General features: G+C 71.7%; 17 protein-coding genes and 1 pseudogene. 12 read left to right on the forward strand and 6 right to left on the reverse strand.

The window, feature by feature from the left end; translation table 11 throughout:
• The first annotated feature begins 21 nt into the window (after positions 1–21).
• Genes ACWDLG_RS17095 through ACWDLG_RS17105 form a run of 3 tightly spaced genes read left to right on the forward strand, consistent with a single transcriptional unit; the run spans position 22 to position 4,087 of the window.
• Positions 22–2,067 (forward strand): SPFH domain-containing protein, encoded by a 2,046-nt coding sequence (locus tag ACWDLG_RS17095; protein ID WP_449920832.1) that lies wholly within the window; start codon positions 22–24, stop codon positions 2,065–2,067.
• Complete coding sequence (locus tag ACWDLG_RS17100; RefSeq protein ID WP_449920835.1) at positions 2,064–3,293, forward strand: SPFH domain-containing protein; 1,230 nt, start codon at positions 2,064–2,066, stop codon at positions 3,291–3,293. Before ACWDLG_RS17095 ends, ACWDLG_RS17100 begins: the two co-directional genes overlap by 4 nt.
• Positions 3,294–3,313: 20 nt before the next feature.
• Entirely contained in the window at positions 3,314–4,087 is a 774-nt protein-coding gene (locus ACWDLG_RS17105; protein ID WP_449920837.1) for a sporulation protein, read from the forward strand.
• A 56-nt stretch (positions 4,088–4,143) separates the two neighbouring features.
• Here the strand turns inward: ACWDLG_RS17105 and ACWDLG_RS17110 are convergent, their stop codons facing one another.
• Positions 4,144–5,040, reverse strand: coding sequence for a PIG-L family deacetylase (locus ACWDLG_RS17110; protein WP_449920839.1), 897 nt, complete (start codon positions 5,038–5,040; stop codon positions 4,144–4,146).
• A gap of 167 nt (positions 5,041–5,207) precedes the next feature.
• Here ACWDLG_RS17110 and ACWDLG_RS17115 point away from each other — a divergent pair, with 167 nt between their 5' ends.
• Genes ACWDLG_RS17115 through ACWDLG_RS17125 form a run of 3 tightly spaced genes read left to right on the forward strand, consistent with a single transcriptional unit; the run spans position 5,208 to position 7,664 of the window.
• Positions 5,208–6,239 (forward strand): hypothetical protein, encoded by a 1,032-nt coding sequence (locus ACWDLG_RS17115; RefSeq protein WP_449920842.1) that lies wholly within the window; start codon positions 5,208–5,210, stop codon positions 6,237–6,239.
• Positions 6,236–6,856: a hypothetical protein gene (locus ACWDLG_RS17120; protein WP_449920843.1), complete on the forward strand. Its 621-nt coding sequence runs from the start codon at positions 6,236–6,238 to the stop codon at positions 6,854–6,856. Before ACWDLG_RS17115 ends, ACWDLG_RS17120 begins: the two co-directional genes overlap by 4 nt.
• Before the next feature lie 10 nt (positions 6,857–6,866).
• Positions 6,867–7,664: an inositol monophosphatase family protein gene (locus tag ACWDLG_RS17125; RefSeq protein ID WP_449920846.1), complete on the forward strand. Its 798-nt coding sequence runs from the start codon at positions 6,867–6,869 to the stop codon at positions 7,662–7,664.
• Here ACWDLG_RS17125 and ACWDLG_RS17130 read toward each other — a convergent pair.
• On the reverse strand, positions 7,656–8,804 hold the full coding sequence (locus ACWDLG_RS17130) for an SLC13 family permease (RefSeq protein ID WP_449920847.1): 1,149 nt from the start codon (positions 8,802–8,804) through the stop codon (positions 7,656–7,658). The two genes, ACWDLG_RS17125 and ACWDLG_RS17130, sit on opposite strands and share 9 nt — an antisense overlap.
• A 95-nt stretch (positions 8,805–8,899) precedes the next feature.
• Between ACWDLG_RS17130 and ACWDLG_RS17135 the strand changes: the two genes are divergently transcribed.
• Positions 8,900–14,470, forward strand: a complete 5,571-nt coding sequence (locus ACWDLG_RS17135; RefSeq protein WP_449920849.1) for a TIR domain-containing protein — start codon at positions 8,900–8,902, stop codon at positions 14,468–14,470.
• 19 nt (positions 14,471–14,489) lie between these two features.
• A complete protein-coding gene (locus ACWDLG_RS17140) occupies positions 14,490–15,440 on the forward strand; it encodes a hypothetical protein (protein ID WP_449920852.1) in 951 nt (316 codons plus the stop codon).
• Here ACWDLG_RS17140 and coaE read toward each other — a convergent pair.
• Complete coding sequence (gene coaE, locus ACWDLG_RS17145; RefSeq protein WP_449920855.1) at positions 15,430–16,017, reverse strand: dephospho-CoA kinase; 588 nt, start codon at positions 16,015–16,017, stop codon at positions 15,430–15,432. The two genes, ACWDLG_RS17140 and coaE, sit on opposite strands and share 11 nt — an antisense overlap.
• A 33-nt stretch (positions 16,018–16,050) precedes the next feature.
• Positions 16,051–16,497: a GNAT family N-acetyltransferase gene (locus tag ACWDLG_RS17150; protein WP_449920857.1), complete on the reverse strand. Its 447-nt coding sequence runs from the start codon at positions 16,495–16,497 to the stop codon at positions 16,051–16,053.
• 415 nt (positions 16,498–16,912) lie between these two features.
• On the opposite strand from ACWDLG_RS17150, the gene ACWDLG_RS17155 reads away from it, so the two are divergent.
• Positions 16,913–18,928 carry a CehA/McbA family metallohydrolase gene (locus tag ACWDLG_RS17155; RefSeq protein WP_449920859.1) on the forward strand — a complete coding sequence of 672 codons (2,016 nt, stop codon included), beginning with the start codon at positions 16,913–16,915 and terminating at the stop codon, positions 18,926–18,928.
• Between the two features lie 222 nt (positions 18,929–19,150).
• Here the strand turns inward: ACWDLG_RS17155 and ACWDLG_RS17160 are convergent.
• Positions 19,151–19,472 (reverse strand): annotated as a pseudogene (locus ACWDLG_RS17160) (transposase family protein); the annotation flags it as partial.
• 352 nt (positions 19,473–19,824) lie between these two features.
• Here ACWDLG_RS17160 and ACWDLG_RS17165 point away from each other — a divergent pair.
• The 3 genes from ACWDLG_RS17165 to ACWDLG_RS17175 all read left to right on the forward strand — a co-directional run bounded on the left by ACWDLG_RS17165 (position 19,825) and on the right by ACWDLG_RS17175 (position 23,847).
• A complete protein-coding gene (locus ACWDLG_RS17165) occupies positions 19,825–20,214 on the forward strand; it encodes a hypothetical protein (protein WP_449920860.1) in 390 nt (129 codons plus the stop codon).
• The gene (locus ACWDLG_RS17170; protein WP_449920863.1) at positions 20,211–22,256 is read left to right on the forward strand and encodes a M48 family metalloprotease; all 2,046 of its coding nucleotides are present in this window, start codon (positions 20,211–20,213) and stop codon (positions 22,254–22,256) included. The genes ACWDLG_RS17165 and ACWDLG_RS17170 overlap by 4 nt, the downstream gene beginning before the upstream one ends.
• A gap of 406 nt (positions 22,257–22,662) precedes the next feature.
• Positions 22,663–23,847 carry an acyltransferase family protein gene (locus ACWDLG_RS17175; RefSeq protein ID WP_449920866.1) on the forward strand — a complete coding sequence of 395 codons (1,185 nt, stop codon included), beginning with the start codon at positions 22,663–22,665 and terminating at the stop codon, positions 23,845–23,847.
• A 463-nt stretch (positions 23,848–24,310) separates the two neighbouring features.
• Here the strand turns inward: ACWDLG_RS17175 and rpsA are convergent, their stop codons facing one another.
• Positions 24,311–25,792 (reverse strand): 30S ribosomal protein S1, encoded by a 1,482-nt coding sequence (gene rpsA, locus ACWDLG_RS17180; protein WP_449920869.1) that lies wholly within the window; start codon positions 25,790–25,792, stop codon positions 24,311–24,313.
• Positions 25,793–25,905 lie beyond the last annotated feature (113 nt).

Raw genomic sequence — 25,905 nt, forward strand, 5'->3', positions numbered from 1 at the left:
CGGTTCGACAAGAGAGGTGCGATGTCTCGACCACGAGAAGCCCTGATCCAAGCCGGTCAGGGCATAGCTCAGGCCGTGGCCCAGGGCAGAGACGTACGGCAGGCGATGGGCCAGGCCGTCGAACAGGCCGTGGACCAGGTCGGGCAGCTGGCAGGGCAGGCACCGGGCTTCCAGCTCAACCCCCGCGACTTCCTGGCCGCCCGTGACGGCGGCGCGTCCGTCGGCACGATCATCGAGGCGCGGTCGGCGACGCTGGGCGAGGCCGGTGAGATCGTCAGCCGCAGCTTCACCGAACGCGGCCCGAACGGCGAGCCCCTGCACGTCATCTCCCCCGTCGTGATCCCCAAGGGCAGCACCGCCAAGGTGCTCATCCCGCTGGCCATCCTGGTCGTGCTGGGGCTCGTCGGCGCCCTCGGCAACGTGGTGCCCGGTGTCGACGTGCTGTTCGGCGTGCACTACTGGGTGGTGCTGGTGCTGGCCGCCGCGTTCCTGTGGTGGCGGCGCAGCGTGGTCATGGTGCCCGAGGGCTGCAAGGCGCTGATCACCAAGTTCGGCAAGCTGGTGCACATCGCCGATCCCGGCCGGGTGACGCTGTTCAACCCGTGGAAGCGGGTCAGCTACATCGTCAACACCACTCGCGAGTACCCGTTCAACGCGCCCATCAGGGAGGCGCCGACCCAGCAGGGCGTCAAGGCGAGCGTCGACCTGTTCCTGCAGTTCAGGATCGAGAACCCGGCGGAGTTCATCTTCGTGCTCGGCTCGGTCAGCGGCTTCCAGTCCAAGCTGCAGAACGCCATCAGCGAGGTCACCCGCTCGCTCATCTACGCGCAGCGCGCCGAGGAGATCTACGACCTGGTGGGCGAGAGCACGCTCGGCATGCTCGACAGCCTCAACCAGCAGTTCCTGCCCGCCGTACGGCTGACGGACGTGAACATCACCCACGCCGAGCCGTCCAGCCAGGAGTACCGGATGGACCTGGCGGCCCCCGAGATGGTGCGGGTGGCCAAGGAGGCCTACACCTACGAGTACGAGCTGCAGCTGCGCAAGGAGCAGAACGAGGGCGACCTGGTCAAGGAGCTGGCCGGCCTGCAGGAGACACTGAGCGCCATCCAGGCCGAGATCGCCTCCTACCAGGCGCGCATGGACACCGCGCTGGAGCGGGCCTCGCACCAGGCCAAGGCGCAGGCCAGGCAGCGGCTCGTCGAGGCCGAGTCGACGGCCAACGCCAACGCGGCGCTGCTGGAGGCCCAGGCGCTGGACATCAGGGCGCTGTCGGCGGCCGAGGCGCCCGAGATCCTCGACTACCGCTTCCAGCAGGACCTGCTGGACAAGCTGGAGTCGGTGGCCGCGCGCCTGCCGCAGGTGGTGCAGGTGGGCGAGCAGACCGACATCGATTTCCTCGCGCTGGCCCAGCAACTGGTCGGCGGCAAGGGGGCGGCGCTGTTCTCGCCCGAGGACATGGCGGCCATCAGGGCCAGGCTGGCCGAGATCGCGCAGCGGGTCGAGCAGCGCGAGGACGAGATCACCGCACTGCTCAAGCGCGCCGCCGACGAGGTGGCGACCGCCGCCGATCCCGAGCCCGCGGCCGTCCCCGACGCCGTGATCACCGCCATCGCGCAGGCACCCGCCGAGCCGGCGCGTCCCGCCGCGGCCACTGCCGCCCCCGGTGCCGCCGGCAGCGGCGCCTTCGGTGGCGCCGCCCCCGGTGACGGCGCGGCCGGCTCCCCCCGCGCGGCGGCCGGCGGCCCCGACTGGGCGGACGTCGACGCCGAGACGACGATCGAGCGCCCGATGCGCCTGCCCAACCCGGCGCCTCCCTCGGCGCCCAGCGCGCTGCCCTCCTACGAGCGGCCCGTGCCCCCGCCGCCCGCCCCCGGCTCGGCCGTCCCCGGCCCGTCCACGCCGGGCTTCCCCGACTTGTCCGCACCCGGCTCGGTTCCCGGCGCGCCCGCCCCCGGCCCGTCAGGCGGGGGCTGGCCCGCGCCGCCGCCCGAGCCGCGCCCGCTCGGCACCCCTGTCTGGCCCGCCCGGCAGCCCCAGGGCAACGAGGAGGATGACGCCCGATGAGCCGCGAGTTCTCGAAGATCAAGGAGTCGCTGGCCGCCTGGTCCGAGATCCGCCAGCTGCTGCGCGGCGGTGAGCAGGGCCAGCTCGTCCCCGTCGTCATCCCCAAGGACAGGCGCGGCTTCGCGTGGATGACCCTGGTGTTCCTCGCCCTGTACTTCGCGCTGATGGCCGTCTTCACCGGCGAGCTGCTGGCGGTCCTGGCCGCCATCGCCGTCCTGCTGATCGCCCTGATCTCGGTGTGGCGGGGCGCCATCATCGAGATCGAGGAGGGCACCACGGGCGTGCGCAGCAGGTGGGGCGCGATCACCGGGGTGCTTCCCCCCGGTCGCCACTACCTGTGGCTGCCCTGGGACAAGGTGGACGCCGTCGTCGACACCTCCACCGAGATCCCCTACTCGGCGCCCATCTCCGCCTGCCCGACGGCCGAGAACGTGCCGCTGAAGTCGATCGAGTTCTTCCTGAAGTTCCGCATCGTCGACCCGGTGGCCTTCGTCCGCACGATCGGCGCGGGCAACTTCGACCTGGTGCTGTCGAGCGCCGTCCAGGACGCCATCAGGCAGCGCAGCCGCAGGGTCAACACCGAGCGCGCCTACGACCTGCGCGGCTCCGACGTGGGCGACATGCAGGAGGCGCTCAACAGGCAGCTCGGCCGCTACGGCGTGCGCGTCACCGGCGCCAACATCCCGGACGTGCAGCTGCCCGACCAGTACCAGCAGCACCTGGCCACCCGGGAGAAGGTCGCCAAGGAGCTGTCGGCCTACGAGCGGGAGTGGGAGCTGACGCGCAAGCGCCGCATCGACACCTTGCTGATGGAGATCGAGCGGTCGAAGAAGACCCGCGACGCCCGCGTCGTCGAGGTCAAGGCCGCGCACAACACCGCCCGCAAGGACGTCGCCCGTATGCTGGAGGAGCAGGAGACCGAGGCCCAGCGGGTGCGATGGGAGATCGAGGCGCGCGGCAGGGCCGAGCTCACCGCCGCCGAGAACGAGGCCAAGGCACTGCGCAGGCTCGCCGACTCCTACCGTGACAACCGCGCGGTCCTGCAGTACGAGCTGGCTCGCCGCCGGCTCGACGTGGGGGCCAAGCTGGCCGAGAACGCCCCGCAGCCGCTCGTCGTCCGTACGGCGAGCGGGCAGGGCGATTCGGCGCTGTCCACCCTGCTCCTGGCCCAGCTGCTGCCCAGGATCGCGGGGAACGGCCCGGCCAACCCGCCCGTTGGCCAGTAAAAACCTCAAGGAGAACGCTCATGGTGTTCCGCAAGCTGAAGGCCGCCTTCGGGGCAGGCGTCGAGGTCGACACGGTTCTGCACAACACCACTGTCCGGCCGGGTGAGGCCCTGCGCGGCGTGGTCAACTTCAAGAGCGGCAGCTCGGACTACAAGGTCGACGGGATCACCATCGACCTGACCGCCGTCGTCGAGGTCGAGAGCGGCGACCACGAGTTCAAGACCACCTACAGCTTCCTGCGCCAGCAGGTGGCCGGGCCGTTCCACCTGGCCGGGGGGGCCGCCCACCAGCAGCCGTTCCAGATCCCGGTGCCGTGGGAGACGCCGATCAGCGCGATCGGCAACCACCCGCTGCACGGGATGCGCCTGGGCGTGCAGACCGAGCTGTCCCTGGCCGGCGCGATGGACAAGGGCGACCTCGACCCGCTGTACGTCACGCCGCTGCCGGCCCAGGAGCACGTGCTGGCCGCGCTCGACCGGATGGGCTTCCGCTTCAAGAAGGCCGATCTGGAGCGCGGCACGCTGTACGGCTCGACGATGCCGTTCTTCCAGGAGATCGAGTACTACGCCGGCGGCCAGTGGCGCGGCCACTTCAACGAGCTGGAGCTGACGTTCATCGCGGGTCCGACCCAGATGGACGTGATCCTGGAGGCCGACAAGCGCGGCGGCTTCCTGACCTCCAGCCACGACACCTACAACCGTTTCACCGTCCGCTACGGCGACCACCCCGGCGCGGCCGAGCAGGCGCTCCAGGCGGGCCTGGAGCAGATGGCCCGGCGCCGCGGCTGGTTCTAGCCCGTGGGGTACGACACGGAGTGAGGGGCTGCCCGGCCCCTCACTCCCGCCCCCGCCTACCGCTCGGGCGGCGCGACGGTGTACATCCGGCCGACCCAGTCGCCGTAGCGCGGCGCGCCGCGGGTCCGGTAGTCGTGGCGCCGGTAGATCTGGAAGACCACCCGTTTCAGCCACGCGGCTCCCGCCCGCAGGTTCGGCGGCGCCGACGTGATCGGATACCCGCGGTAGGACCGCACGCGCACCCGCATTCCCGCCGCCGCGGCCCTGGCGAACCTGGCCGAAGCGGTGTGGTCGTGGTGGTCGGCAGGCGTTCCCGACGGGTCGGGGTCGAGCGTGCGCAGCTCGGTCGGCCCGAACCCGGTCAGCAGCGCGGCCAGCATGCCGACCACGTCCGCCTTCGACAGGCACCTGCCCGGCAGGCTGAAGGCCCGCACGCAGCGCGTCACACCGGACAGCAGCCGCGACAGCGCGTCCGGCCCGCCGTCGGCGCGCGGGTCGCCGCCGTCGGGTAACCCGGCGAAGACCAGCCGCACCCTCGGGCTGCCGACCAGCCACTCGGTCCTGACCGGCACCCCGCCCGCCAGCTCCGTACGGCCGTGCCACCGGTCGGGCACCCCGGCCAGCCACGCGTAGGCGGCGCGGATGCCGTCCTGCCGTCGCCGGGCGTACTCGTGCGGATCGTGATCGTCGTCCAGGCCCGCCGTCCCCTCCCCCGCGGTGAGGAACACCGTCATGGTGGGCCACCCCGCCACCACGGCGGCGAACAGGTCCGGGCTCATGAACAGCAGGTCATCGTCGGGGTGCGCCACCACCTGGACGTAGCGCTCCCCCTCCGGGGGCCGGCCGGACAGGCACCGGTCCGGGCGGACCGCCACCGGCAACGCCGCGAGCACGATGAGCGCGCCGCCGACGAACAGGCTGAGCGCGCGCGTGCCGTACCGGCCGAAGAACAAATCCCACCCCCGTGAGCCCCGTCCGTCGACCGTAGGGGTGGGCGATATGTCGTGACATCGGCCGGAAGTCGGGTCCGCCTCCTCCCCTGGTATTACCGTGCGCTGGTGATCGCGTGACGCGCTCGTTACCATGGCGTGGGGAGTCATGAGGAGGTGCGGGGCACACCATGAGGCGGCTCGTCACGGGGATCAAGCGGGCCGCGCCCTGGGCGGCGCAGAACGCCGACGGCGCCATCGCGCTGACGCTCGCGGTCGTGGTCGGCGTGCTCGGCATCATGCCGGACCCGGTCATCCTCGACACCGTCAAGACCCAGCTCATCAGCTCCGCGACGCTGGTCATCCTGGCCCTCGTCGCCACCGCGCTGCTCAGGGACCGGGTACGCCAGGCCCCCGTCGAGCGCACCATCACCTCGGGCGCCCTCGCCCAGCTGCCCGAGCGGCTGCAGCGCCTGGAGCACCTGGAGTCGCTGGTCGCCGGCACCCGGCGGGCACTCGACGAGTTGCAGCTGGTCAGGGTGCTCGGCAGCCGGCAGGAGATCGCCGAGGCGCTGGCCGCCGCCCGCAGGGACACCACACGCTGGAGCTTCAAGGGCGGCACGGGCACCTACCTGCGGGCCGTCACGCTGCCGCAGTGCGTGGCGGCCGCGCGCCGGGTGCGGCGGCATCTCACGATCACGATCGAGATCATCGACCCCACCGACGAGAACGTCTGCGAGGCCTACGCGCACTACCGGCGCTCGCTGTCCGACCTGCCCGACGGCACGGGCGAGCGATGGTCGACCGACCGGGCCAGGAAGGAGTCCTACGCGACGATCCTGGCCGTCTTCTGGCACCGCCAGCGCTACGGGCTGCTCGACATCGGCGTCGGCCTGTCCCGCACGATGACCACCTTCCGCTGGGACCTGTCGGCCACGCGGCTGGTCATGACCGTCGAAGACCCGAACAGGGCGATGAGCGCCCTGGCCGGCACCTTCTACTACGAGAACTGCGACTCGGAGCTGCGGCTCAGTCTCGAGCAGGCCCGGCGGGTCCCCGTCGAGCGCTACAAGGCGGTGCCGCTCAGCGACGAGCCCACGGTCGAGGAGGTCGAGGAGCTGTTCAGGCGGATCGAGCTACCGTTGCCCAAGGCCTACACCGAGCACGACGTCGTGGACGTCACCAGGAAGGCCCTGCAGGCCAAGGACCCCTACGGGTCATGAGCCACCAGGCGGTGTACGAGGAGATCCTGCGCGGCGGCGCCCGGCGGTGGGCGCTGGAGGCGCTGGCCGGCCTGGGCGACCTGCGCGCCGTACGGCATCCGCTGGGTTTCGTCTGCCTGCCGCTCGAGCGCGACGGCGGCGACGGCGTGTGCCTGCACCTGTGGTCCAAGGCGTTCCCGCACGCCGACGCCACCACCTCACAGATCCACTGCCACAGCTGGGACCTGGTCAGCCACGTCCTGTACGGCCAGGTGCGCAACGTCCACGTGATCGTCGAGGACGCCGCCGACGACGCCACGCACCGGGTGTTCAAGGTGGTCAGCGACCCCGGCGGCGACCGCATCGAGCCGACCGAGCGGACCGTGCGGCACCGCACCAGCCTGGTGGAGGTGTTCGGCGAGGGCGAGACCTACACGCTGCCGGCCGACCGCTTCCACGCCAGCGTCATCCCCGAGGACGGCGAGGCGGCCACCATCGCCCTGGGCAGGGGCCGGCCGGGCAGCCACGACCTGTCGCTCGGCCCGCTCGGCACGTCGGCCCACCACACCATCCGCGAGCATCTCGACGCCGCCGAGACCGCCCGCGCGGCGAGGCTGATCGCCGAGCACCTCATCTAGGGAGGATCCCGTGGATCTCGAGCACGCTCGGCACGTGGCGGTGCAGGCCGCCGAAGCCGCCGGGAGGATCCTTCGCGAGGGCGGGCCCGCGCCCGCCGTGCGGCCGAAGGGCGACAACGGCGACGTGGTCACCGACCTCGACCTGGCCTCGGAGAAGCTCCTGCTCGAACGGATCCTGACGGCCTTCCCCGCCCACTCGGTGATCGCCGAGGAGTCGGGGCTGGTGGGGGCGGCGGGCGGGGAGTGGACGTGGCTCATCGACCCGCTCGACGGCACCAACAACGTGGCCATCGGCCTGCCCGCCTACGTCGTCGGGCTGGCGCTGTGCCACCGCGGGCGGCCCGTCGTGGGCGTGGTGCACGAGCCGGTCGCCGACCGCACGTGGTCGGCCCTCCGCGGGAGCGGAGCCTACGGCCCTGCCGGGGTACGGCTGGCGCCGCCGTACCGGCCCTGGCGGCACGGGCCCGTGGTGGCGTGGACGCAGGGTCACGGGGTCTCGCGCGCCGCGGCGCACCCGCTGAAGATGCGCCTGGACCTGGGGGCCCGGCGGGTGCTGCAGCTGTGGGCGCCGCTGCTGTCGTGGGCGATGCTGGCCAGGGGCGACATCGACGGGTTCGTCGGCTACTGCGCCGAGGCCGTGGACCTGCCCGCGGGGGCGTTGCTGGCCCACGAGGCCGGCATCGAGATCAGGGCGCTGGACGGCGGCCCGTTCCCCTGGAGTCTGGAGGGGCCGCCCGAGGACCGCAGTTTCGTCGCCGGGCACCCGCGGGCGATCCCCGCGCTGCTGGAGCTGATCGGGTCAGCCTGAGGAGGCCGTCAGCGCGGCGACGCCGGCCAGGATCCCGGCGACCGCCAGCCCGGCGCCGGTGAGCAGGAAGCGGCCCATGGGCACCTTGACCCCGTGCCTGGCGCACGACTCGAACCACAGCAACGTGGCAAGCGACGCCCACGGGGTGACGACGGGGCCCACGTTGACGCCCATGAGCAGGGCGAGCGGGTCGGCCACGACGCTCTCCAACGCCTTGTACGCGGGCAGGTTGTTGATCAGGTTGGCCAGGCCGGCGCCGACGAACGCGGTGCGATAGGGGTCCTGGGCCTCGCCCAGCAGCCACGACATGGCCGTGCCGAGCCCGTGCGCGCTCAGTGTCGGCACGACGAGGAACAGCCCGGTGACGAAGATCAGCAGCTGCCACGGGACCAGGCCCCAGGTGAGCTTGGCCCGGTCCCTGACCGAGAAGGCGACCACCACGATGGCCGCCGCGACCGGTGCCGCCACCGACACCGGCACCTCCAGCAGCAGCGCGCCGACGAAAAGCACGCACGCCACGGACGCGGCCCAGAACAGCACCCGGTCGGCGACCGGCTCCAGGACGGGAGGGGTGTAGCGCCGGTTGCCCCGCCAGTAGAACACCCACAGGAACACCATCGTCACCGCGATGGCCGCCAGCTGGGCCGCCCACATGTGCCCGGCGAACTCCCTGGTGGACAGGTTGATCCTGGCCATGCCCAGCAGGTTGGTGAGGTTGGAGACCGGCAGCAGCAGGCTGGCGGTGTTGGCCAGCCAGATCGTCGTCATCGCCAGCGGCAGCGCGGCGATGCCCGCGCGTGGCGCCAGGGCCAGCATGACGGGCGTCAGCAGGACCGCCGTGGTGTCGAGATTGAGGAAGATCGTCACCAGCGAGGCGAAGAGCACGCACAGCAGGAAGAGGGCGACGTTGCTGCCCCGCGCCAGCACCGCCATCCTGCCCGCGATGACGTCGAAGACCCGGGCCTCCTTGGTCAGCTCCGCCAGCACGATGACCCCGACCAGGAAGATCATCAGCGGCCAGATGCCGTCGAGCTCCTCGACGGCCCTCTCGAGGGGGAGCAGCCCCGTCGCCACGAACGCCAGCCCGAGGGCGAGCAGCCCGATCCTGATCCAGTCCAGGACGCCCAGTCGGCTCAGCACGGGTCGATCTTCGCACATGGACCCGAGTCGACGAACTGATCGTGTCGCGTGCCGTAACCCTCCACAACCGCGTCCGTAGCGGGGATACTGGCGCAATGGCGCGTGACGGCAGGCCCACCGACATCTTCGTCAGCTACTCCCCCGCCGACACGGCCTGGGCCACGTGGATCGCCTGGGAGCTCGAGGCGGCCGGCTACCGGACGATGATCCAGGCGTGGGACTTCGTGCCCGGCACGAACTTCATCGACTTCATGGACAGAGGCGTCAGCGAGGCGCAGGTCGTCGTGGCCGTGCTGTCGCGCAACTACCTCGGCTCCCGCTACGGCCGCATGGAGTGGCAGGCCGCGCTGCGCGCCGTGCCCGACAACCCCTCCGCCAAGCTGATCACCGTCCGCCTCGAGGACGTCCCGCTCGGGGGCCTGCTGTCCACCATCACCTGGGTCGACCTGGTGGGCGTCACCGACCAGGCCACGGCGCGCGGCCTGCTGCTCAACCGCATCGCCGAGGCGGTCGCCGGGCGGGCCAAGCCCCACCTGCCGCCCGCCTTCCCGCACGGCGCGGCCGAGCCTGAGCGCGAGCCGGAGCCGGAGCCCCCGCACGAGGCGCCCTCCAGGGAGCGCCTCGACCGGGCCAGGCGCACCCCGCGGACCGCCCCGTCGTTCCCGCTCGGCCCGGCGCAGCAGCGCACCCGCGACACGCTCAGCGTGTTACATCTGGGCGGCACCAGGTTCGGGCGGGCGCTGCCCGAACCCGGCGAGCCGTTCACGCCGGAGGACCTGCAGGCCCGCATCTGGGCGGACCTGACCAGGATGCAGGACAAGGGCATGCCCAAGCCGGACCTGATGCTGGTCACCGGCGACCTGACCGAGTCGGGCACGCTCACCCAGTTCGGTCACGCCACCCAGTTCCTGACCAGCCTGCGCGTGCTGCTCGGTCTCGAACCGCGCCGGCTGGTCGTGGTGCCGGGCCCGCGCGACGTCACCAAGGCCGCCGCCAAGGCCTACTTCGCCACCTGCGAGGCCGACGACGTACGGCCGCACCCGCCGTACTGGCCGAAGTGGCGCCACTACGCGGGCATGTTCGCCGAGCTGCACCACGACGGGGCGGTGTTCGACGGCGGGCAGCCGTGGACCCTGTTCGAGCTGCCCGAGCTGCGGCTGGCCGTGGCGGGGCTCAACTCCACGATGGCGATGAGCCACCTGGAGAAGGACGCCTACGGCCTGGTCGGCGAGGCGCAGGCGGCCTGGTTCGCCGAACGGCTGCGCGAGTACGAGGAGCGCTCCTGGATGCGCCTGGGCGCGATCGGCCACGCGCCCAGCGGGTTGCGCGACATCACCACGATGGAGCGGCTGATCGGGCACCGGCTGAACCTGCTCTTCCACGGGCCCGGCCCCACCGCCGAGGGCACGGTCGGCGCGCCCAGGCGCCACCAGGTCGTCGAGCTGACCCCCACCGGCATCCGGCTCTGGCGGCCCGACGGGGAGCCGGAGCGCACGCCGTACCGGTGGAAGGCGGCCAGGTCGACGTTCACCGGCGAGGCCGCGCCGGGCCCCGCCAAGACCCCGGAGGTCGTCGAGCGCCAGCCGAGCCCCGCGCAGCTGCTGCTCGACCGCATCGCCGAGGTGTGCGAGGCCAGGCACGAGCGCGTCAAGATCCGCAGGTTCGACACCCATCTGGTGATGACCTACCCGGAGGACGGCTTCGTCCGCCAGTCGATGATCGCCGCCCACGTGGGCGAGCTGTCCGCCGAGCACACCGAGGCCCTCGTCCGGCAGGCGCACGCCACCACCCTCGCCCTCGAACTCGTCTACCAGGGCCCGCCGCCCCCCAGGGTGCTGCGCGAGGACCTGATGCGCAGGGGCGTGCGGGTGCGCAGCTTCACCGAGTTCCAGGGCCTGCTCGACCTGTCGGAGTACGTCGCCGAGCAGTCCATGAGGTTGCGCGCCGACCGCCGCTACCCGCCCGAGCTGTACGTGCCCCAGCGCTACCGCGAGCTCGACCGCCCCACGCCCGAGACCAAGGACGGGCTCACCGACGAGCTGATGCGGCTGCTGTCGGCCGACCACGGCAGGTTCCTGCTGCTGCTCGGCGACTTCGGCCACGGCAAGACGTTCGCCCTGCGGGAGCTGGCCAGGCGCATCCCCACCGAGCTGCCGCACCTGACGCCGATCCTCATCGAGCTGCGCGCCCTGGACAAGGCGCACTCCGTCGACGGGCTGGTGGCCGCGCACCTGGCCAACCACGGCGAGGAGCTCATCGACCTCAAGGCCTTCCACTACCTGCTCCGGCAGGGCCGGATCGTGCTGCTGTTCGACGGGTTCGACGAGCTGGTCACCCGCGTCACCTACGACCGGGCGGCCGACCACCTGACGACGCTGCTGGCAGCGGCCGAGGACAAGGCGAAGATCGTCGTGGCCAGCCGTACCCAGCACTTCAAGTCCCACGGGCAGGTGCTGACCACGCTGGGCGAGATGGTCGGGGTCCTGCCGCAGCGGCGCGTCATCAGCGTCGAGGACTTCACGCACGGGCAGATCCGCGCCTACCTCGCCAACCGCTTCGCCGACAGCGACGAGGCGCAGGCCCGCCTGTCGCTGCTCGAAGGCATCAAGGACCTGCTCGACCTCGGGCGCAACCCCAGGATGCTGAGCTTCATCGCCGATCTCGACGCCGATCGGCTGCGCACGGTCGCCACCGCGCGCCACACGATCAGTCCGGCCCTGCTGTACGAGGAGATCCTCACCTCCTGGCTCGCCTTCGAGGAGCGGCGCACCAGCGTGCCGGGCGCCCCCGCGCCGCTGACCGCCGGGGAGCTGTGGCGGGCGGTCACGGCGCTGGCGCTGCGGCTGTGGGACACCGGCGAGTCCTTCCTCGGCCTGGCGGAGCTGACCGAGATCGCCGAGACGCTCACCGACCTGGCCGACGGGCAGCTGACCGGCGTGCAGGCGGCCCACGCGGTCGGCACGGGCAGCCTGATGGTGCGCACCGACGAGGGGATGTTCGGCTTCATCCACGCCTCGGTGATGGAGTGGCTGATCGCCCGGCAGGTCGCCGCCTCACTGCCCGACTCGTCGCTGCTGGCCAGGCGCCCGCTGTCGGCGCTGATGGTGGAGTTCCTGTGCGACCTGGCCGACATCAGGGCCACCCAGAACTGGGTGGCCACGGTGCTGTCCGACCCCGGTACCGACGACGTGGTCAGGGCCAGCGCGGTCAAGATCCTGGCGCGGCTGCGCACCCCCGCCAAGGCCGACCTGCGCGGCGCGAACCTGCAGGGCGAGGACCTGTCCGGGCGCGACCTGCGCGAGGTCGACCTCACCGGCGCGCGGCTGGACGGGGCGACGCTGGCCGGCACCGACCTGTCCAGGGTGACCCTGCGCGACGCGGTCCTGCAGGGGGCCCGGCTCGACGGCGCCGTCCTGTCCGGCGCGGACCTGCGGGGGGCCGACCTGTCAGGAGCCCGGCTGTTCGGCACCGACCTGAGCGACGTCTCCGTCGAGGGCAGCCGCTGGCACCGCGCCGCGCTCATCAACACCAAGGGGACGCTGCCGCCGCTGCGCGGGGCGGCGGTCGTGCCGGGCGACCCGGTCGAGGTGGAGCTGGCGCCCGCGGCGATCGGCGTGCCGTACGGGTACCACTTCCAGACCAGCCGCCTGCCCGAGCCGATCGCCTACAGCCCCTCGGGCGCGCTGCTGGCGGTCGGCAACGAGGACGGCGGCGTGCTGCTGTCCACCGGCGGGCTGCCGGTCCGCACGCTGCAGGGCCACAGCGGGCGCGTCTACGCGGTGGCCTTCAGCGACGACCTGCTCGCCACCGGTGCCAGCGACGGAACGGTGGTGCTGTGGGACCCGCTCACCGGCCGGCCGCTGCACACGCTGCGCGGCCACGCCGACGGCGTGTGGCCGGTGCGCTTCAGCCCCGCGGGCGACCTGATCGTCGCCGGCGGCGGGGACGGCGTCGTGCGGATCTGGTCCGCCTCGACCGGCGCGCTCCTGCACCGGCTGAGCGGCCACACCGCGCCCATCTTCACCGCCGCGTTCACCCCTTCCGGGCTGGTCACCGGCGACTCCGCGGGCACCGTCCGGGTGTGGGACCCCCGCTCAGGCCGGCACGTGCGCACGCTGTTCTCCGGGCAGGGCGCGGTCTACCGCGCCGCCGCCGGCGCCGACCTGCTGGCCACCGGCCACGAGGACGGCACGGTGCGGGTGTGGCGGAACGGCGAGCTCCTGCACACGCTGTCCGGGCACCAGGGGCGGATCTACTGCGTCGCCTTCTCACCTGACGCCGACCTGCTGGCCACCGGCGACACCGAGGGCGCCGTCCTGCTGTGGGAGCCGCGCTCCGGCCACTCACGCGGCCTGCACACCACCCACCGGGCCGCCGTCTACCAGGTGACCTTCTCCCCCACCGGCGAGCTGCTGGCCACCGGAGACTCCGACGGCACCGTCCGCGTGCAGGAGATCGGCGGGCCGCGCAGGACCGAGCTGTCGGGGCACCGCAGCTCGGTGTGGCCCTTCTCCTTCCGCCCCGACGGGGCGCAACTGGCCACCAGCAGCAACGACGGCACCACCCGCCTGTGGGATCCCGTGACCGGCCAGTGCACCCGCATCCTGCGCGGCCACGGCCGCCGCATCTCCTCCGTCTCCTTCAGCGCCGACGGCTCGATGCTGGCCACCAGCGGCAACGACGGCGTGGTACGGATCTGGGAGCCGCGCACGTGCCGCCGCCTGCGGGAGTTCACCGGCGCCGCCGACCGCCTGATCTCCGCCGTCTTCTCCCCCGCCGGGCCCGTCCTCGCCACCGCCAGCAACGACGGCGGCGTCCACTTCTGGAACGCGGTCACCGGCGACCACGAGCGCGAGCTGAACGTCGAGACCGACCACGTGTGGGCCGAGGCGTTCAGCCCCGACGGCTGGCACATCGCCACCGCCAACGACGACGACAGCGTCCGCATCTGGTACCGGCCGACCGCCCGCCTGGTCAGCGACCTGGCCGACCACAAGGGCAGGGTGCGCTCGATCGGCTTCAGCCCCGACGGGGTCTTCGTCGCCACCGGCTGCGACGACCGGCTGGTCCGCGTCTGGCACGTCGAGTCGGGCGGCAGGGTGGCGACCCTGGAAGGGCACACCGACCGCGTCTACTCCGTCTCCTTCGACCCCACGGGCCGCCTGCTGGCCAGCGCCTCCAACGACGGCAGGGCGATGATCTGGGAGCTGCGCCCGGGCAAACCGTGGAATCCCCGGCTGCTGCACACGCTCAGCGGGCACGCGGGCCGGCTGTGGAGCGCCGACTTCTCCGCCGGGGGCGACCTGCTGGCCACCAGCGGCGACGACCTGGCCGTGCGGGTGTGGGAGGTCGCCACCGGACGGCTGCTGCACACGCTGACCGGCCACACGCGCCGGGTGCTGACCGTCGCCTTCTCCCCCGACGGGCTGCTGGCCAGCGCCGGCGACGACGGGGTGGTCATCCTCTGGCGCGACGGCGTACGGCAGGCCACGCTCCTCGGCCTGCCCGAGGGCTGGGCGGCGCTGGCGCCCGACGGGCGCTACAAGTTCCAGGGCGAGGTGGCCGGGCAGTTCTGGCACGTGATCGGGACGGCCAGATTCGAGCTGGGCGAGCTGGATCCGCACCTGCCCGCCGTCCGGTCGGTCGCCCTGGACGCCGAATTCTGATCGTGGTAGATGGCGTCCTATGGGAATCTCCGCGCGGCTGCGCGACATCGCGGGCAACCTCGACATCATCGTGGTTTTCGTGGTCGCCATGGTGGTCGGCGGGCTCGACCTCCTCAACGTCATCGAGGACGGCAAGGCCGACGGCGTCATCCTGCCGGTGCTGGCGGCTCTCGCCTTCGTGTGGATCAGGGACCGCCACCGCCAGCGCCGCGTCGCCGACCAACTGGCCAAGGTGGCCACCACGACCGACGGCATGTGGTCGCTGCTCACCAGCGGGCAGTCGGTCATCACGCTGACCGGGCCCGCCATCAGCAGGGAGCTGACCGCCGCCCGCGCCGAGACCGACCGCTGGCTGTTCAAGGGCAGCACCGGCACCTTCACCCTGCCCGAGTGCGTCGAGCACGCCCAGCGCCAGCGCAGGAAGCTGACCTTCCGCCTGGAGATCCTCGACCCGGCCGACCTCGACCTGTGTGCCGCCTACACCCGCCTCCACCGGGACCTCGCCCCGGCCGGCACCGAGGAGAAGACCTGGACCGACCTGGGCACCCGCCAGGAGCTGTACGCCACCATCCTGGCCGCCTGCTGGTACCGCCAGCGCAACCGGCAGTTACTCGACATCGAGGTCCGGGTCTCCCAGACCCTCTCGCTGTTCCGCTGGGACCTGTCGTGGAGCCGCCTCATCATCACCCAGCGCGGCCCCGCCTTCCCCGCCGTGTCCATCCCGCGCGGCAGCCCCCACTACAACCTGTGGGCCACCGAGCTGGAGAACAGCCTCAGCCAGGCCCGGCGGCTCCCGCTGGAGCGCGCCACCCCGCTCGGCGACACACCCACCGTCGAGGAGGCCCACCAGCTGTTCGCCGCCCTCGGGGTGGCCGTGGACCTGGCCCCGGCCGACCTGCTGGAGGTCACCCGCATCGCGCTCGACCACCTCGACCCCTACCGCGACCACGTCGCGACGGTCAACCCGTGAGCCGCCGCCACACCTCGGCGACCCGGGCGTCCAGGTCGTCCAGCGAGCCCTCGTTCGGGATCACGACGTCGGCGACCGCCAGCCGTTCCTCCCTGCCGGCCTGGGCGGCGATCCGCGCCCTCGCGTCCTGCTCGGACATGCCCCTCACCCGGGTCAGCCGCTCGAGCCGGACCTCGTCGGCGGCGTCGACCACGATCACCACCTCGTACATGGGGGCCAGCTTGTTCTCCACCAGCAGCGGCACGTCGTAGACCACCACGGCGTCGTCGGGCGCGTCCTGCTGCAGCCGCGCGACGCGCTCACCCACCAGGGGATGGACGATCCCGTTCAGCGTGGCCAGCTTGTCGGGATCGGCGAACACGATCGAGCCCAGCCGTTCCCTGTCGAGCGAGCCGTCCGGGCGCAGGATCTCCTCGCCGAACGCGGCCACCACCCTGGCCAGCCCCTGCGTGCCGGGCTCGACCACCTCACGCGCGATCTTGTCGGCGTCGATGACCACGGCGCCGCGCTGCGCCAGCCGCTTGGAGACCTCGCTCTTACCCGACCCGATGCCGCCGGTCAGACCCACTTTCAGCACAGGCAGAGCCTATCCGCCGAGCGGCCCCGCAGATCAATCTCGCCGCATGTGCACCAGCGTGAGGTGATCGTCCATCCGCTCCCGGTGTGTCTCCCTGTAGCCCAGGCGACGGTACAGGCGCAGGTTGCCCTCCGACAGGTGACCGGTGAACAGGTCGAACGCCGCCGCCTCCGGCACCGCCTCGTGCAGGGCCTCCAGCAGGGCGGTGCCGACGCCGCGGCCCTGCGCGTCCGGCGCGACCACCAGCCGCCCGACCCGGCAGGCGGTGCCGGCCAGCCGGCCCCTGACCGCGCCGACGATCCGCTCGCCGTCGGTCGCCTTGAGCACCACGGCCGACTCGATCGCGGCGCGCACCTGCTCCACCGACTCGACCAGCGGGGGGATGAACGGGTCACCGTACAGCTGGGCCTCGGTGACGTAGGCCGCCCGCTGCACCGTCAGGATCTGTCCCGCATCGCGTGCCACCGCCCGCACGATCATGCGCCCACCCTACCGGCCACCCACCCTCCGGACAGGGCAGGCAGCCCCGCCACCTCGGCCCCCGCGCAGAGTTCGTCCGCATCGCCCCGGCCGAGCGGCGCGGCCAGGCGGTCGGCGTGGCGGCCTCCGGGCTCACCGCGGCACAGGGGCTGGGCGTGCCGCTCAGCGGCCCGCTTGCCGATCTCGCCGGACCGTCGGCCGCGATCGCGATGTACGGAGTGGCGGGCACTATCGCCGCCCTCCCCCTCATGAGAACCTGGCGACGCCGGGTCGCGATCACGGGCCGCTGAGCCGGGTGCAACGCGTCCACATGACGATCATGAACCAGAACCCGAGCGGCAAGGGCCACGCTGCCCGGCCTCGACCATCCGGCACCTGATGAAGATCGAGATGCTCCGTCGACCAGGAGTGACGCATGTGTGACGATCCGATGCTTCCCGAGCCGGTGGCCCGCGCGGTCGCCGACTACCGCGACCTGCGCGACAGGCACGGCCTCACCTGGGGTGAGGCACCCTTGGGGTACGTCGTCCAGGCCCGCGCCACCGTTTTCCTCGACCGGCGCTACAACTACGTGACCGCCGCCCTGCGGCAGCTCGCCGAGCGGCACCCCGGCGCCTCCCCCGGCGAGCTGGAGGACCGGCTCGGCGAGGTGGACGTGGACAGGGCCGTGCGCGACGGGCTCGGGGGCGACGTGCTCGGCCACCTGCCGGCGCTGCGCCTCACACCTGAAGGTGTCACCCTGGAGGCCCGCACGAGGGTCGTGCTCGGCGACGCGCCGTTCCGGACGGCCCTCCTGCTCGACTCCAGCCGGGAGGAGCCGGTCACGGTCGTCGTGGACGGCGTCGCCCACGAGGTGGCCCCGCGCGGCGCCAAGGTGGTCGAGGCCGCACGCGAGGTACGGGTCGGCGGCCAGGCGGTGGACCTCGCGCCGATAGCCAGGCGGGCGCCTGCGGCCAGGCTACGGCTGCGCGCCGGCCTGCCGTGCCGGTGGAGCATCACCGGCGTGGACGGGCAGGGCTGGTATCCCGAGGGTGCGCCGCACAAGGTGGACGCGCACCTGCGGCCGTACTTCCACGGCGACGACCTGGTGGTGGAGGTGCCGGCCGAGCCGGTCAGGGTGCGCGTCACGCGCGGCATGGAGTACACCGAGTCGGGTGTGTCGCTCACGCCTGCCGCGGGAGAGGAGACGCTGGTGGAGCTGACACCCGAGCGGCTCTACGACGCGGCGGCCCACGGCTGGTACGGCGGCGACCTGCACGTCCACCTCAACTGGATGGGAGAGGAGCCCGCCGCTCCCCGGCTGGCGGCGGCGGCGCAGCACGGCGAGGGCCTGCACGTGCTCGGGCTGGTCGCGGGCAACGTGGCGGGTCGGCGGGTCTACGACCTGGAGGCGCTGGCCCACTGGGTGGGCCGCGACCTGCCATGGTCCGACAGCGAGCACATCGCCCGGCTCGGCGTCGAGTACCGCAACGACCTGGTGGGCCACTTCAGCGCGTTCGGGCCGCGCGGCCTGCCCGAGCGCTACCACTCGGGCTTCGCGGGCGAGGCCGACTGGCCGCCGAACGCGACGGCGCTGGAGGAACTTCGCGCCCTGGGCGCGATGACGGGCTACGGTCATCCGTTCCACCAACCGGTCTCCGACGACGACCCGCCCGAGGCGGTCCTCGACCGCGGGCGTGACTGCTCCGCCAGGGAGATCGTCGCCGACGCCGCTCTCGGACTGGTCGACACGCTCGACGTGCTCAACCACTCGTCGATCCAGGGGACGGCGGTGGTCTACCGCCACCTGGTCGGGGCCGGCAATCGGCTCGCGGTCACGGCCGGCACCGACGCCGTGCTGTCCTTCTGCCGGCGCGGCACCGCATCCGGCCCTCCAGGATGGGCTCGGGTGTACGCGCACGTGGACGGGCCGCTCACCGCGGAGTCGTACATGGAGGCGGTACTGCTCGGCCGCACGTTCGCCACCACCGGGCCGTGGCTCGGGCTCACCGTGAACGGCCACGAGCCTGGCGACACGCTGGACCTGGCGCCGGGAACCCGGGTGGAGATCGAGGTGGTGTCCATCGGGCCCGAGGTGGAGCGGCTGGAGATCCGCACCGCCGACGGCGTCGTCGCCGAAGGACCGCCCGGCCGGCTGACGACGACGCTGGCGGTGGGCGAGCCGACCTACGTGGTGGCCGTCGCGAGCGGCGGTCCGCACCCACGCTCGCAGGCCCGGTGCGGCGCCTACGCGCACACCAGCCCCGTCTACCTGGACGTGGCGGGCGACCATGTGGCCCGGGAGTCGGACGTGCGCTGGTGCCTGGCGTGGCTCGACCGGCTGGAGGAGCTGATCGCGGAGTTCGGCCGGTTCGAGAGCAAGGAGCAGCACGCCGACCACCTCGCCGTGTACGAGCGGGCCAGGCAGGTGTACCGGTCACGCCTGCGATGAGCTTGACCCGACGACCCGGAGCCGCCGTACCCGGTGAAGCCCATCGGGCATCGCGTGGATATACCGGGCCTGTACGCGGCTGACGAATCCTTACTTCCAGCAGCCGCCATTCCCGGTTGAGGTCGCACGTTGTCACGGCCTTTCACCGCGATAGCGGGACGGGAAAGTGCGTATTCACATTCGTGCTCCGGTCGCGCCCTTACCGGCATCGTGATGCCCGTTTCAGCGGTCTCGAGAAGCTGTAGTACGAGAATCGCCTTGACGGCCTGCGCGAAGTGGGCAGCAGCGGAGCTCGCGGAGGATACGCCAGGTCTTCAGTCGCGCATTGGCGCGCTCGCCGGGGCCGCGCAGCTTGGCGTGGGCGGAGTTCGCGCCCTTCTGCGAGGCGGGCTTGTTCTTCCCGTTGTACCGGCACACGCACATGCTCACCCGCGCCGACGTAACCCTTGTCGGCGAGCGTGACCAGCCCGGCGGCGGCCAGACGGCGCAGGATGCCCCGGATGCGAACGGCCTTCAGATCGCGCACCGACCCGGGCAGCGAGCCGCGGTCCACAGCGGCGCTTGTTTCCTCGGCTGGTCGACTCGGGGAGCCAGGGACCAGCCGATTTCTTTCGACCCGGGGGGCATACCCGGACGTAGTTTTTCGTCCCTTCACCAGGCCCCAGCGAGAGCACGACCATCCGTGCGCGCGCGATGAGGCAGCATGCCCCGGGTCTTGCCGCAAGCCCCGGGGTGCGCTATGCGGTAAAAGTGGCGAAGAGTGCGAGCTGGTCCAGCGTGTAATGATTCACCAGACAGCGGACCTCGGGGCTGCCTATATTTCAGGGACCAGAATTCCCGCGTTGGAGGCCCAGGTGTCCGATGTGTTCGCCAAGGATCTCAGCCGTCGAGTCGTGATGAGAATCGCTCCCTCCGAATCGCCCCTGTTCGACCAGACCTGGGACGCGCTCGGCGGCAGGAACAGGTCGAGGCCTCATCGGGAGCCGCTCGGGTTCGGGCTGCCAGGGGTGGACGAGATGCTGGTGACGGCGATCGTCTCCGGCGTCGTGACCACGGTGCTCATGGATGTGGGCAAGGATGTCGGCTCGTGGACCGGCCGGCTGATCGGCCGGTTGCGCCGTCGTCCGAGGGAGCTGCCCGAGGGCCCGCCGCCGTTGTCTCCGGCCCGGCTGGCGGAGATCCGGAAGGTCGCGTACCGGAAGGCGCGCCGGATGGGCATGTCGGAGGCACAGGCCGACGCACTGGCCGATGCGGTGGTGAGTGAGCTCGCCCGCAAGCCGTCATGAACGGCCGCATCCCGTCGGCCACCGCGTCCGCGTTCGTCCTGCTGATCAGTCTGGCGTTCGCGACGACCGCGATCTACCGGCCAGGGGTGTTCGACCTGCTGTCGACGCATGGGCCGGAGGTCGCGGCAAAGGTCAGGGAGGCGTGCCTGCTGGCGGCGCTGAAGGGCCGGGACGATCCTGCGTGCGAGGTGATGAGCCGTGCGGCCGACCAGGATCTCCGGCCGGGCACGTTGCTCTGTTTCGCGACGCTCATCCTGCTCACAGGGCTGCAGTACTGGTTCGGCCCGGCCTGGCGGATCCGCCGCCGGCGGCTGCGTCCGGTCGTCGGCGAGGTCCACGATGAGTTGCGGCGGATGTCCGAGGAGGTGCTCGGCGGCCGCCGGGTCGTCTTCCTGCTCGACGTGCTCAACCCCGCGGTGGCCGGGCTGGCGTTCGGCCGGGCCGGGCACAGGTATGTCGTGATCAGCCGGGGCACCTTGATGTTGTTCGAGCGCGATCGGCCGCTGTTCCGTGCGGTGGTGCTGCACGAGCTGGCGCACGTGCGCAACAGGGATCTGGACATCACGGCGGTGACGCTGGCGATGTGGCGGTCGTACGCCGCGGTGATTCTCGTGCCGGGCCTGCTCGCCGCCGTGATCGGGGTGCTGTCGGAGCATGCGCCGTTCCTGCGGTCCGAGCAGATGCCGTTCGGCTCGAACGTGGTGCTGTCGTGGTTGTTCGCCGCCCAGATCGCCGGACTGGCGGTGCTGTCGTGGCTGACCCGCTCGGTGGTGCTGCAGTCGCGTGAGCTGATGGCCGACGCCCGCGTGTTGTCGTGGCAGGAGGACGCGACGCCGCTGCGCCGCCTGTTCGAGGAGGCGCCGGCTCCGCGCCGGTGGCCGGTGTCGCTGCGGGTGCGCACCCACCCGCATCTCGCCGTACGCCGGGCCGCGCTGGACGATCAGGCGCCGCTGGTACGCCAGGGCTTCGTCTTTCCGCTGGCCCTGGGCGGCTGCTTCTCTCTGACCATGGATCCTGCCACGTCGCTGACCGCGCAGGGACGCACCAACACGTTGCCGTGGCCGGCGGAGGTGTTCGCCCTGCTGCTGGCCGTCGCGCTGGGATTGCGGGCGTTGCGGGCCGTGGGGGCGGAGAGCGACGCCGTGCACGTGCCGCTGGGCCTGGCCGTGGGGCTGGCGGGTGGCTGGGTTCTGGCCCCGAGCAGGATGACGGACCACGCGCTGGCCCCGTTCCCCGTGTCGGTGCAGCTCGCCGGGCTGGTGGTGCTGGCGGTGGCGGGCCTGCTGCTGGGGGTCTGGGTGCGGTGGGTGGCGAGAGTGTGGGCGCCGCGGGTGCAGGGCCTGTGCTCGGCGCTGGCGCTGCTGTTGCTGATCGCGGCGGTGGTGACGCTGAGCGCGCGGACGTTCTACGGCATCCAGACCGACATCATCATCGCCCATGTCCAGAAATATCCGGCCGTATCCGACCCGCTGGCACACGTCCTGATCAGCGCGCAGATCGTGCTGGACACCCGGCTGTCGCCGGGCGTCCTGCTGCTGATCGCCATCGTCCTGCTCATGCTGGCCCCGATGGCGGTACGTCTGGCCACCCTCGGCGAACGCCGGCCGCCGATGCCCCGCCGCAATGGCCGCATCGCCCTGGCTCTGGGCTGCGGAGCCGCCGCGGCGGTGATCACGGCGTTGGTGTCGGGCACGGTCAACGGCTACGTCTTCCAGAGCCCTGGCACCACCCTGTCGGGCTTCATCGCGGCCGGAGCCGCTTTCGGCGCCGCCCTCGCGGCCGGCGTGGCCGGGTTGTCCGGGACGTCGCCGGTCGCGAAGGGCATGGTGACAGGGCTGGCCGCCGCGGTGCTGTACGCCCTCGTGCTGGAGTTGGTGGTGCTCCCCATGAGGGCGGCGCTGCCGTGGATGATCCACATGCTCATCCTGGAGCGCATGCTGGAGGCCGCGCTGATCGCCGGGCTGGCCACGGCCCTGCTGGCCCGGTTGCTGCCCGTCCGCAGGGAGCTGGGTCCGGTCGGCGGTGTACCCGTACGGGGGTGAGATCGGCTTTCCCTGGGCGAAGCGGGCGGGGGCGAAGGCGGAGACGTCGATGGTCTGCGGGATGCCGAGGGCGAGCCCGGCGAGAGCCCGCCCGCCGGCGGGGCAGATCTTGAACCCCCTCCCGGAGAACCCAGCCGCGCCGATCAGCCCTTCGGCCCCGGCCCCGGCCACGGAACCGAGCATCGGGCCGGGCATCGGGCCAAGCATCGGGCCAAGCATCGGGCCAAGCATCGGGCCAAGCATCGGGCCGGGCATCGGGCCGGGCATCGGGAAGCGCATCCACCGCGGAGAAGGTCGATCGGCCGTGAGCGAGGGCCTTTTCCTGCGTCCAGGGAATCGATCGTCGGCATGGGAAGCGTGTCTCGGGCGGGGGCGATTGGCCGGGCAGGTCCGATAAGTTGGCTAAATGTCCTTTGCCAGCACATTGGCGCCACCGAGCGGAACTCCCGTTCTGTCGCGTCTGGCGTGGCTGGACGCGCTCCGCGGCATCGGGGCGGTCGCCGTACTGGCCGAGCACATGCTGCCGTGGGTGATCCCGTCGCTGCGGCCGTACTGGTTCAACCTCGGCATGTACGGCGTGCTGGTCTTCTTCCTCGTCAGCGGCTACATCATCCCGACCTCCCTCGAACGCCGCGGCGACGTCGGCGGCTTCTGGATCGGCAGGATCTTCCGCCTCTACCCGCTCTATCTCACCGTGATCGCCGTGGTGCTGGCCACCTCGTGGTGGATCCCGGTCCGCGTGGACGTCCCGCGGGAGCCGTCCTCGGTCGCCGCGCACGCCACGATGCTCCAGGACGTCCTCGGCACCGCCGCCCTGGTCGACACCATGTGGACCCTCGCCTACGAGATGGTCTTCTACCTGGTGGTCACCATGCTGTTCGTCGCTCGAGGGCACCGCCGCAGCGGCCCGATCGCGATCGTGTTCGGCGCGGCCGCCGTGGTCAGCGGACTGGTCATGGCCGCCGCGCCGGTCCCGCCGGGCCCCTGGCCCTCGTGGTCGGCGTTCGCGGTCTTCGGTGTCGGTCTCGCGTGCCTGGTCAGCGGCAGGTTCGTGAAGCTCGCCGCCTGGGTCATGGGCGCCGGCGCCCTGGCCCTGCTGGTGCTGACGAGCAGGGTGCCGTGGTTCGGGCTGGCCATCCTCGCCGTCATGTTCGCCGGGACCGCCATCCAGCGGTGGGAGCGGGGCGAGGGCGCGCTGTGGCCCGTCGCGGTCACGGCCGCCCTCGTCGCGGTGGCACCCGCGTGGGCGACCCAGGCCGGCTGGTGGTGGGTACGGCCCGGCGTGTGGATCACCACGATCGCCCTGGCAGCCGCGACGTTCGCGGGGGCGATGGTGTTGCGGCGGCGCCTTCCGTTCCGCTTCCTGGCGTGGCTCGGAACGATCAGCTATTCGCTCTACCTGCTGCATCATCCGCTGCTGAAGGCCTTCGTCGTCGTGACGGGGGATCTGCGCCGGGCCGCGCTGCCCGTCCAGGCGGGGATGGCCGCGCTGTATGTGGTGCTGGTGCTGGGGGCCAGCTGGCTGACCTACCGCTGCGTGGAGTCCCCCCTGCAGCGCCTCGGCCGCCACGTCATCACCCGCCGCCGCTGACCCCGAGCTAACGAACACCACCCACACCGACCCACCGGATGCACCCGGGCCGATGCTTCCCCGCACCCCGGTAAGGCTTCCGCGCCGTGCCGATGGCTACCGGCTGCCGGCTACTCGCTGCTCTCCCGGCCCGGTCGCCGGACCCGTCGAACGGGGGTGGCTCGGTGTGCCTGGTCCGTTGGGGCGGCCAGCCACGTGCGCTCGGTGACGCGTATCCCTGGACAGGCCCCGGCCCCGTGCCCAGGGTGGCGCGTGGCACGGCTTGCCGTACGGGAAGGAAAGCGCCCCGCCGTACGGGAACGAAGGCAACCCGCCGCACGGGGAACGAAGGCAACGCGCCGCACGGGGAAGAAAGCGAGTCGCCCTACCGGAACCACAAGAAAGAAGCGCGGGAACGGGAAAGGCCCCGCACGAAGGTCGTGCGGGGCCTTTCGGCTAGCTCAGGTCGAGCGAGGGTAGAGCGTCAGCTCTGCCCGCCGGCGAGCTTCTCGCGCAGGGCCGCGAGAGCCTCGTCCGAGGCGAGCGCGCCCGCGGCCGGAGCCGAGGACGAGCTGCTGCTGGACGGGGCCTGGGTCTCGCCGCTGTAGGACGAGGGGACCTCACCAGCCTCAGCCTCGGCCTTGCGGGCCTCCTCGATCTGCTTCTTGTGGGCCTCGAAGCGGGTCTGCGCCTCGGCGTACTGGCGCTCCCACTCCTCACGCTGCCTGTCGAAGCCCTCGAGCCACTCCCCGGTCTCCGGGTCGAAGCCCTCGGGGTAGATGTAGTTGCCCTGGTCGTCGTACGTGGCCGCCATGCCGTACAGCGTCGGGTCGAACTCGACCTCGGCGCCGACGCCCTCGTTGGCCTGCTTCAGCGAGAGGCTGATGCGACGACGGTCGAGGTCGATGTCGATGATCTTGACAAAGATCTCGTCGCCGACCTGGACGACCTGCTCGGGGATCTCCACGTGGCGCTCGGCCAGCTCGGAGATGTGGACCAGGCCCTCGATGCCCTCCTCGACGCGGACGAACGCACCGAACGGCACCAGCTTGGTGACGCGGCCCGGCACGACCTGGCCGATCTGGTGGGTGCGGGCGAACTGCTGCCACGGGTCTTCCTGCGTCGCCTTGAGCGAGAGGGAGACGCGCTCGCGCTCCATGTCGACGTCGAGAACCTCGACGGTGACCTCCTGGCCGACCTCGACGACCTCGGAGGGGTGGTCGATGTGCTTCCAGGACAGCTCGGACACGTGAACCAGACCGTCGACGCCGCCGAGGTCCACGAACGCACCGAAGTTGACGATCGAGGACACGACGCCCTTGCGGACCTGGCCCTTCTGGAGGGTGTTGAGGAAGGTCTGGCGGACCTCGGACTGGGTCTGCTCGAGCCAGGCGCGGCGGGACAGGACCACGTTGTTGCGGTTCTTGTCCAGCTCGATGATCTTGGCTTCGAGCTCGCGGCCGACGTAGGGCTGCAGGTCGCGAACACGGCGCATCTCGACCAGGGACGCCGGCAGGAAGCCGCGCAGGCCGATGTCGAGGATGAGACCACCCTTGACGACCTCGATGACGGTACCGGTGACGATGCCGTCCTCGTCCTTGATCTTCTCGATCGTGCCCCAGGCGCGCTCGTACTGGGCGCGCTTCTTGGACAGGATCAGGCGACCCTCCTTGTCCTCCTTCTGGAGAACGAGGGCCTCGACGTGCTCGCCGACCTCGACAACGTCGGCCGGGTCGACATCGTGCTTGATCGAGAGCTCACGCGAGGGGATGACACCCTCGGTCTTGTAACCGATGTCGAGCAAGACCTCGTCTCGATCGACCTTGACGACGGTGCCCTCGACGATGTCGCCGTCGTTGAAGTACTTGATGGTCTCGTCGATCGCGGCGAGGAAGGCCTCTTCGGAACCGATGTCGTTGACCGCTACCTGCGGGGTGCTCGAGGTGGCCTCGGTGCTGCTCGTCATGTGTGGAATTGCTCCGAACGCGGACAGATGTCGATGTGGCGGATGCGCAGCAGGCTCTCTTCCGCATCAAGCCGAGGATGACGTCATCGACGAGACCGAGCGCGAGCCCGCTC

Source organism: Nonomuraea sp. NPDC003727 (assembly GCF_053586935.1).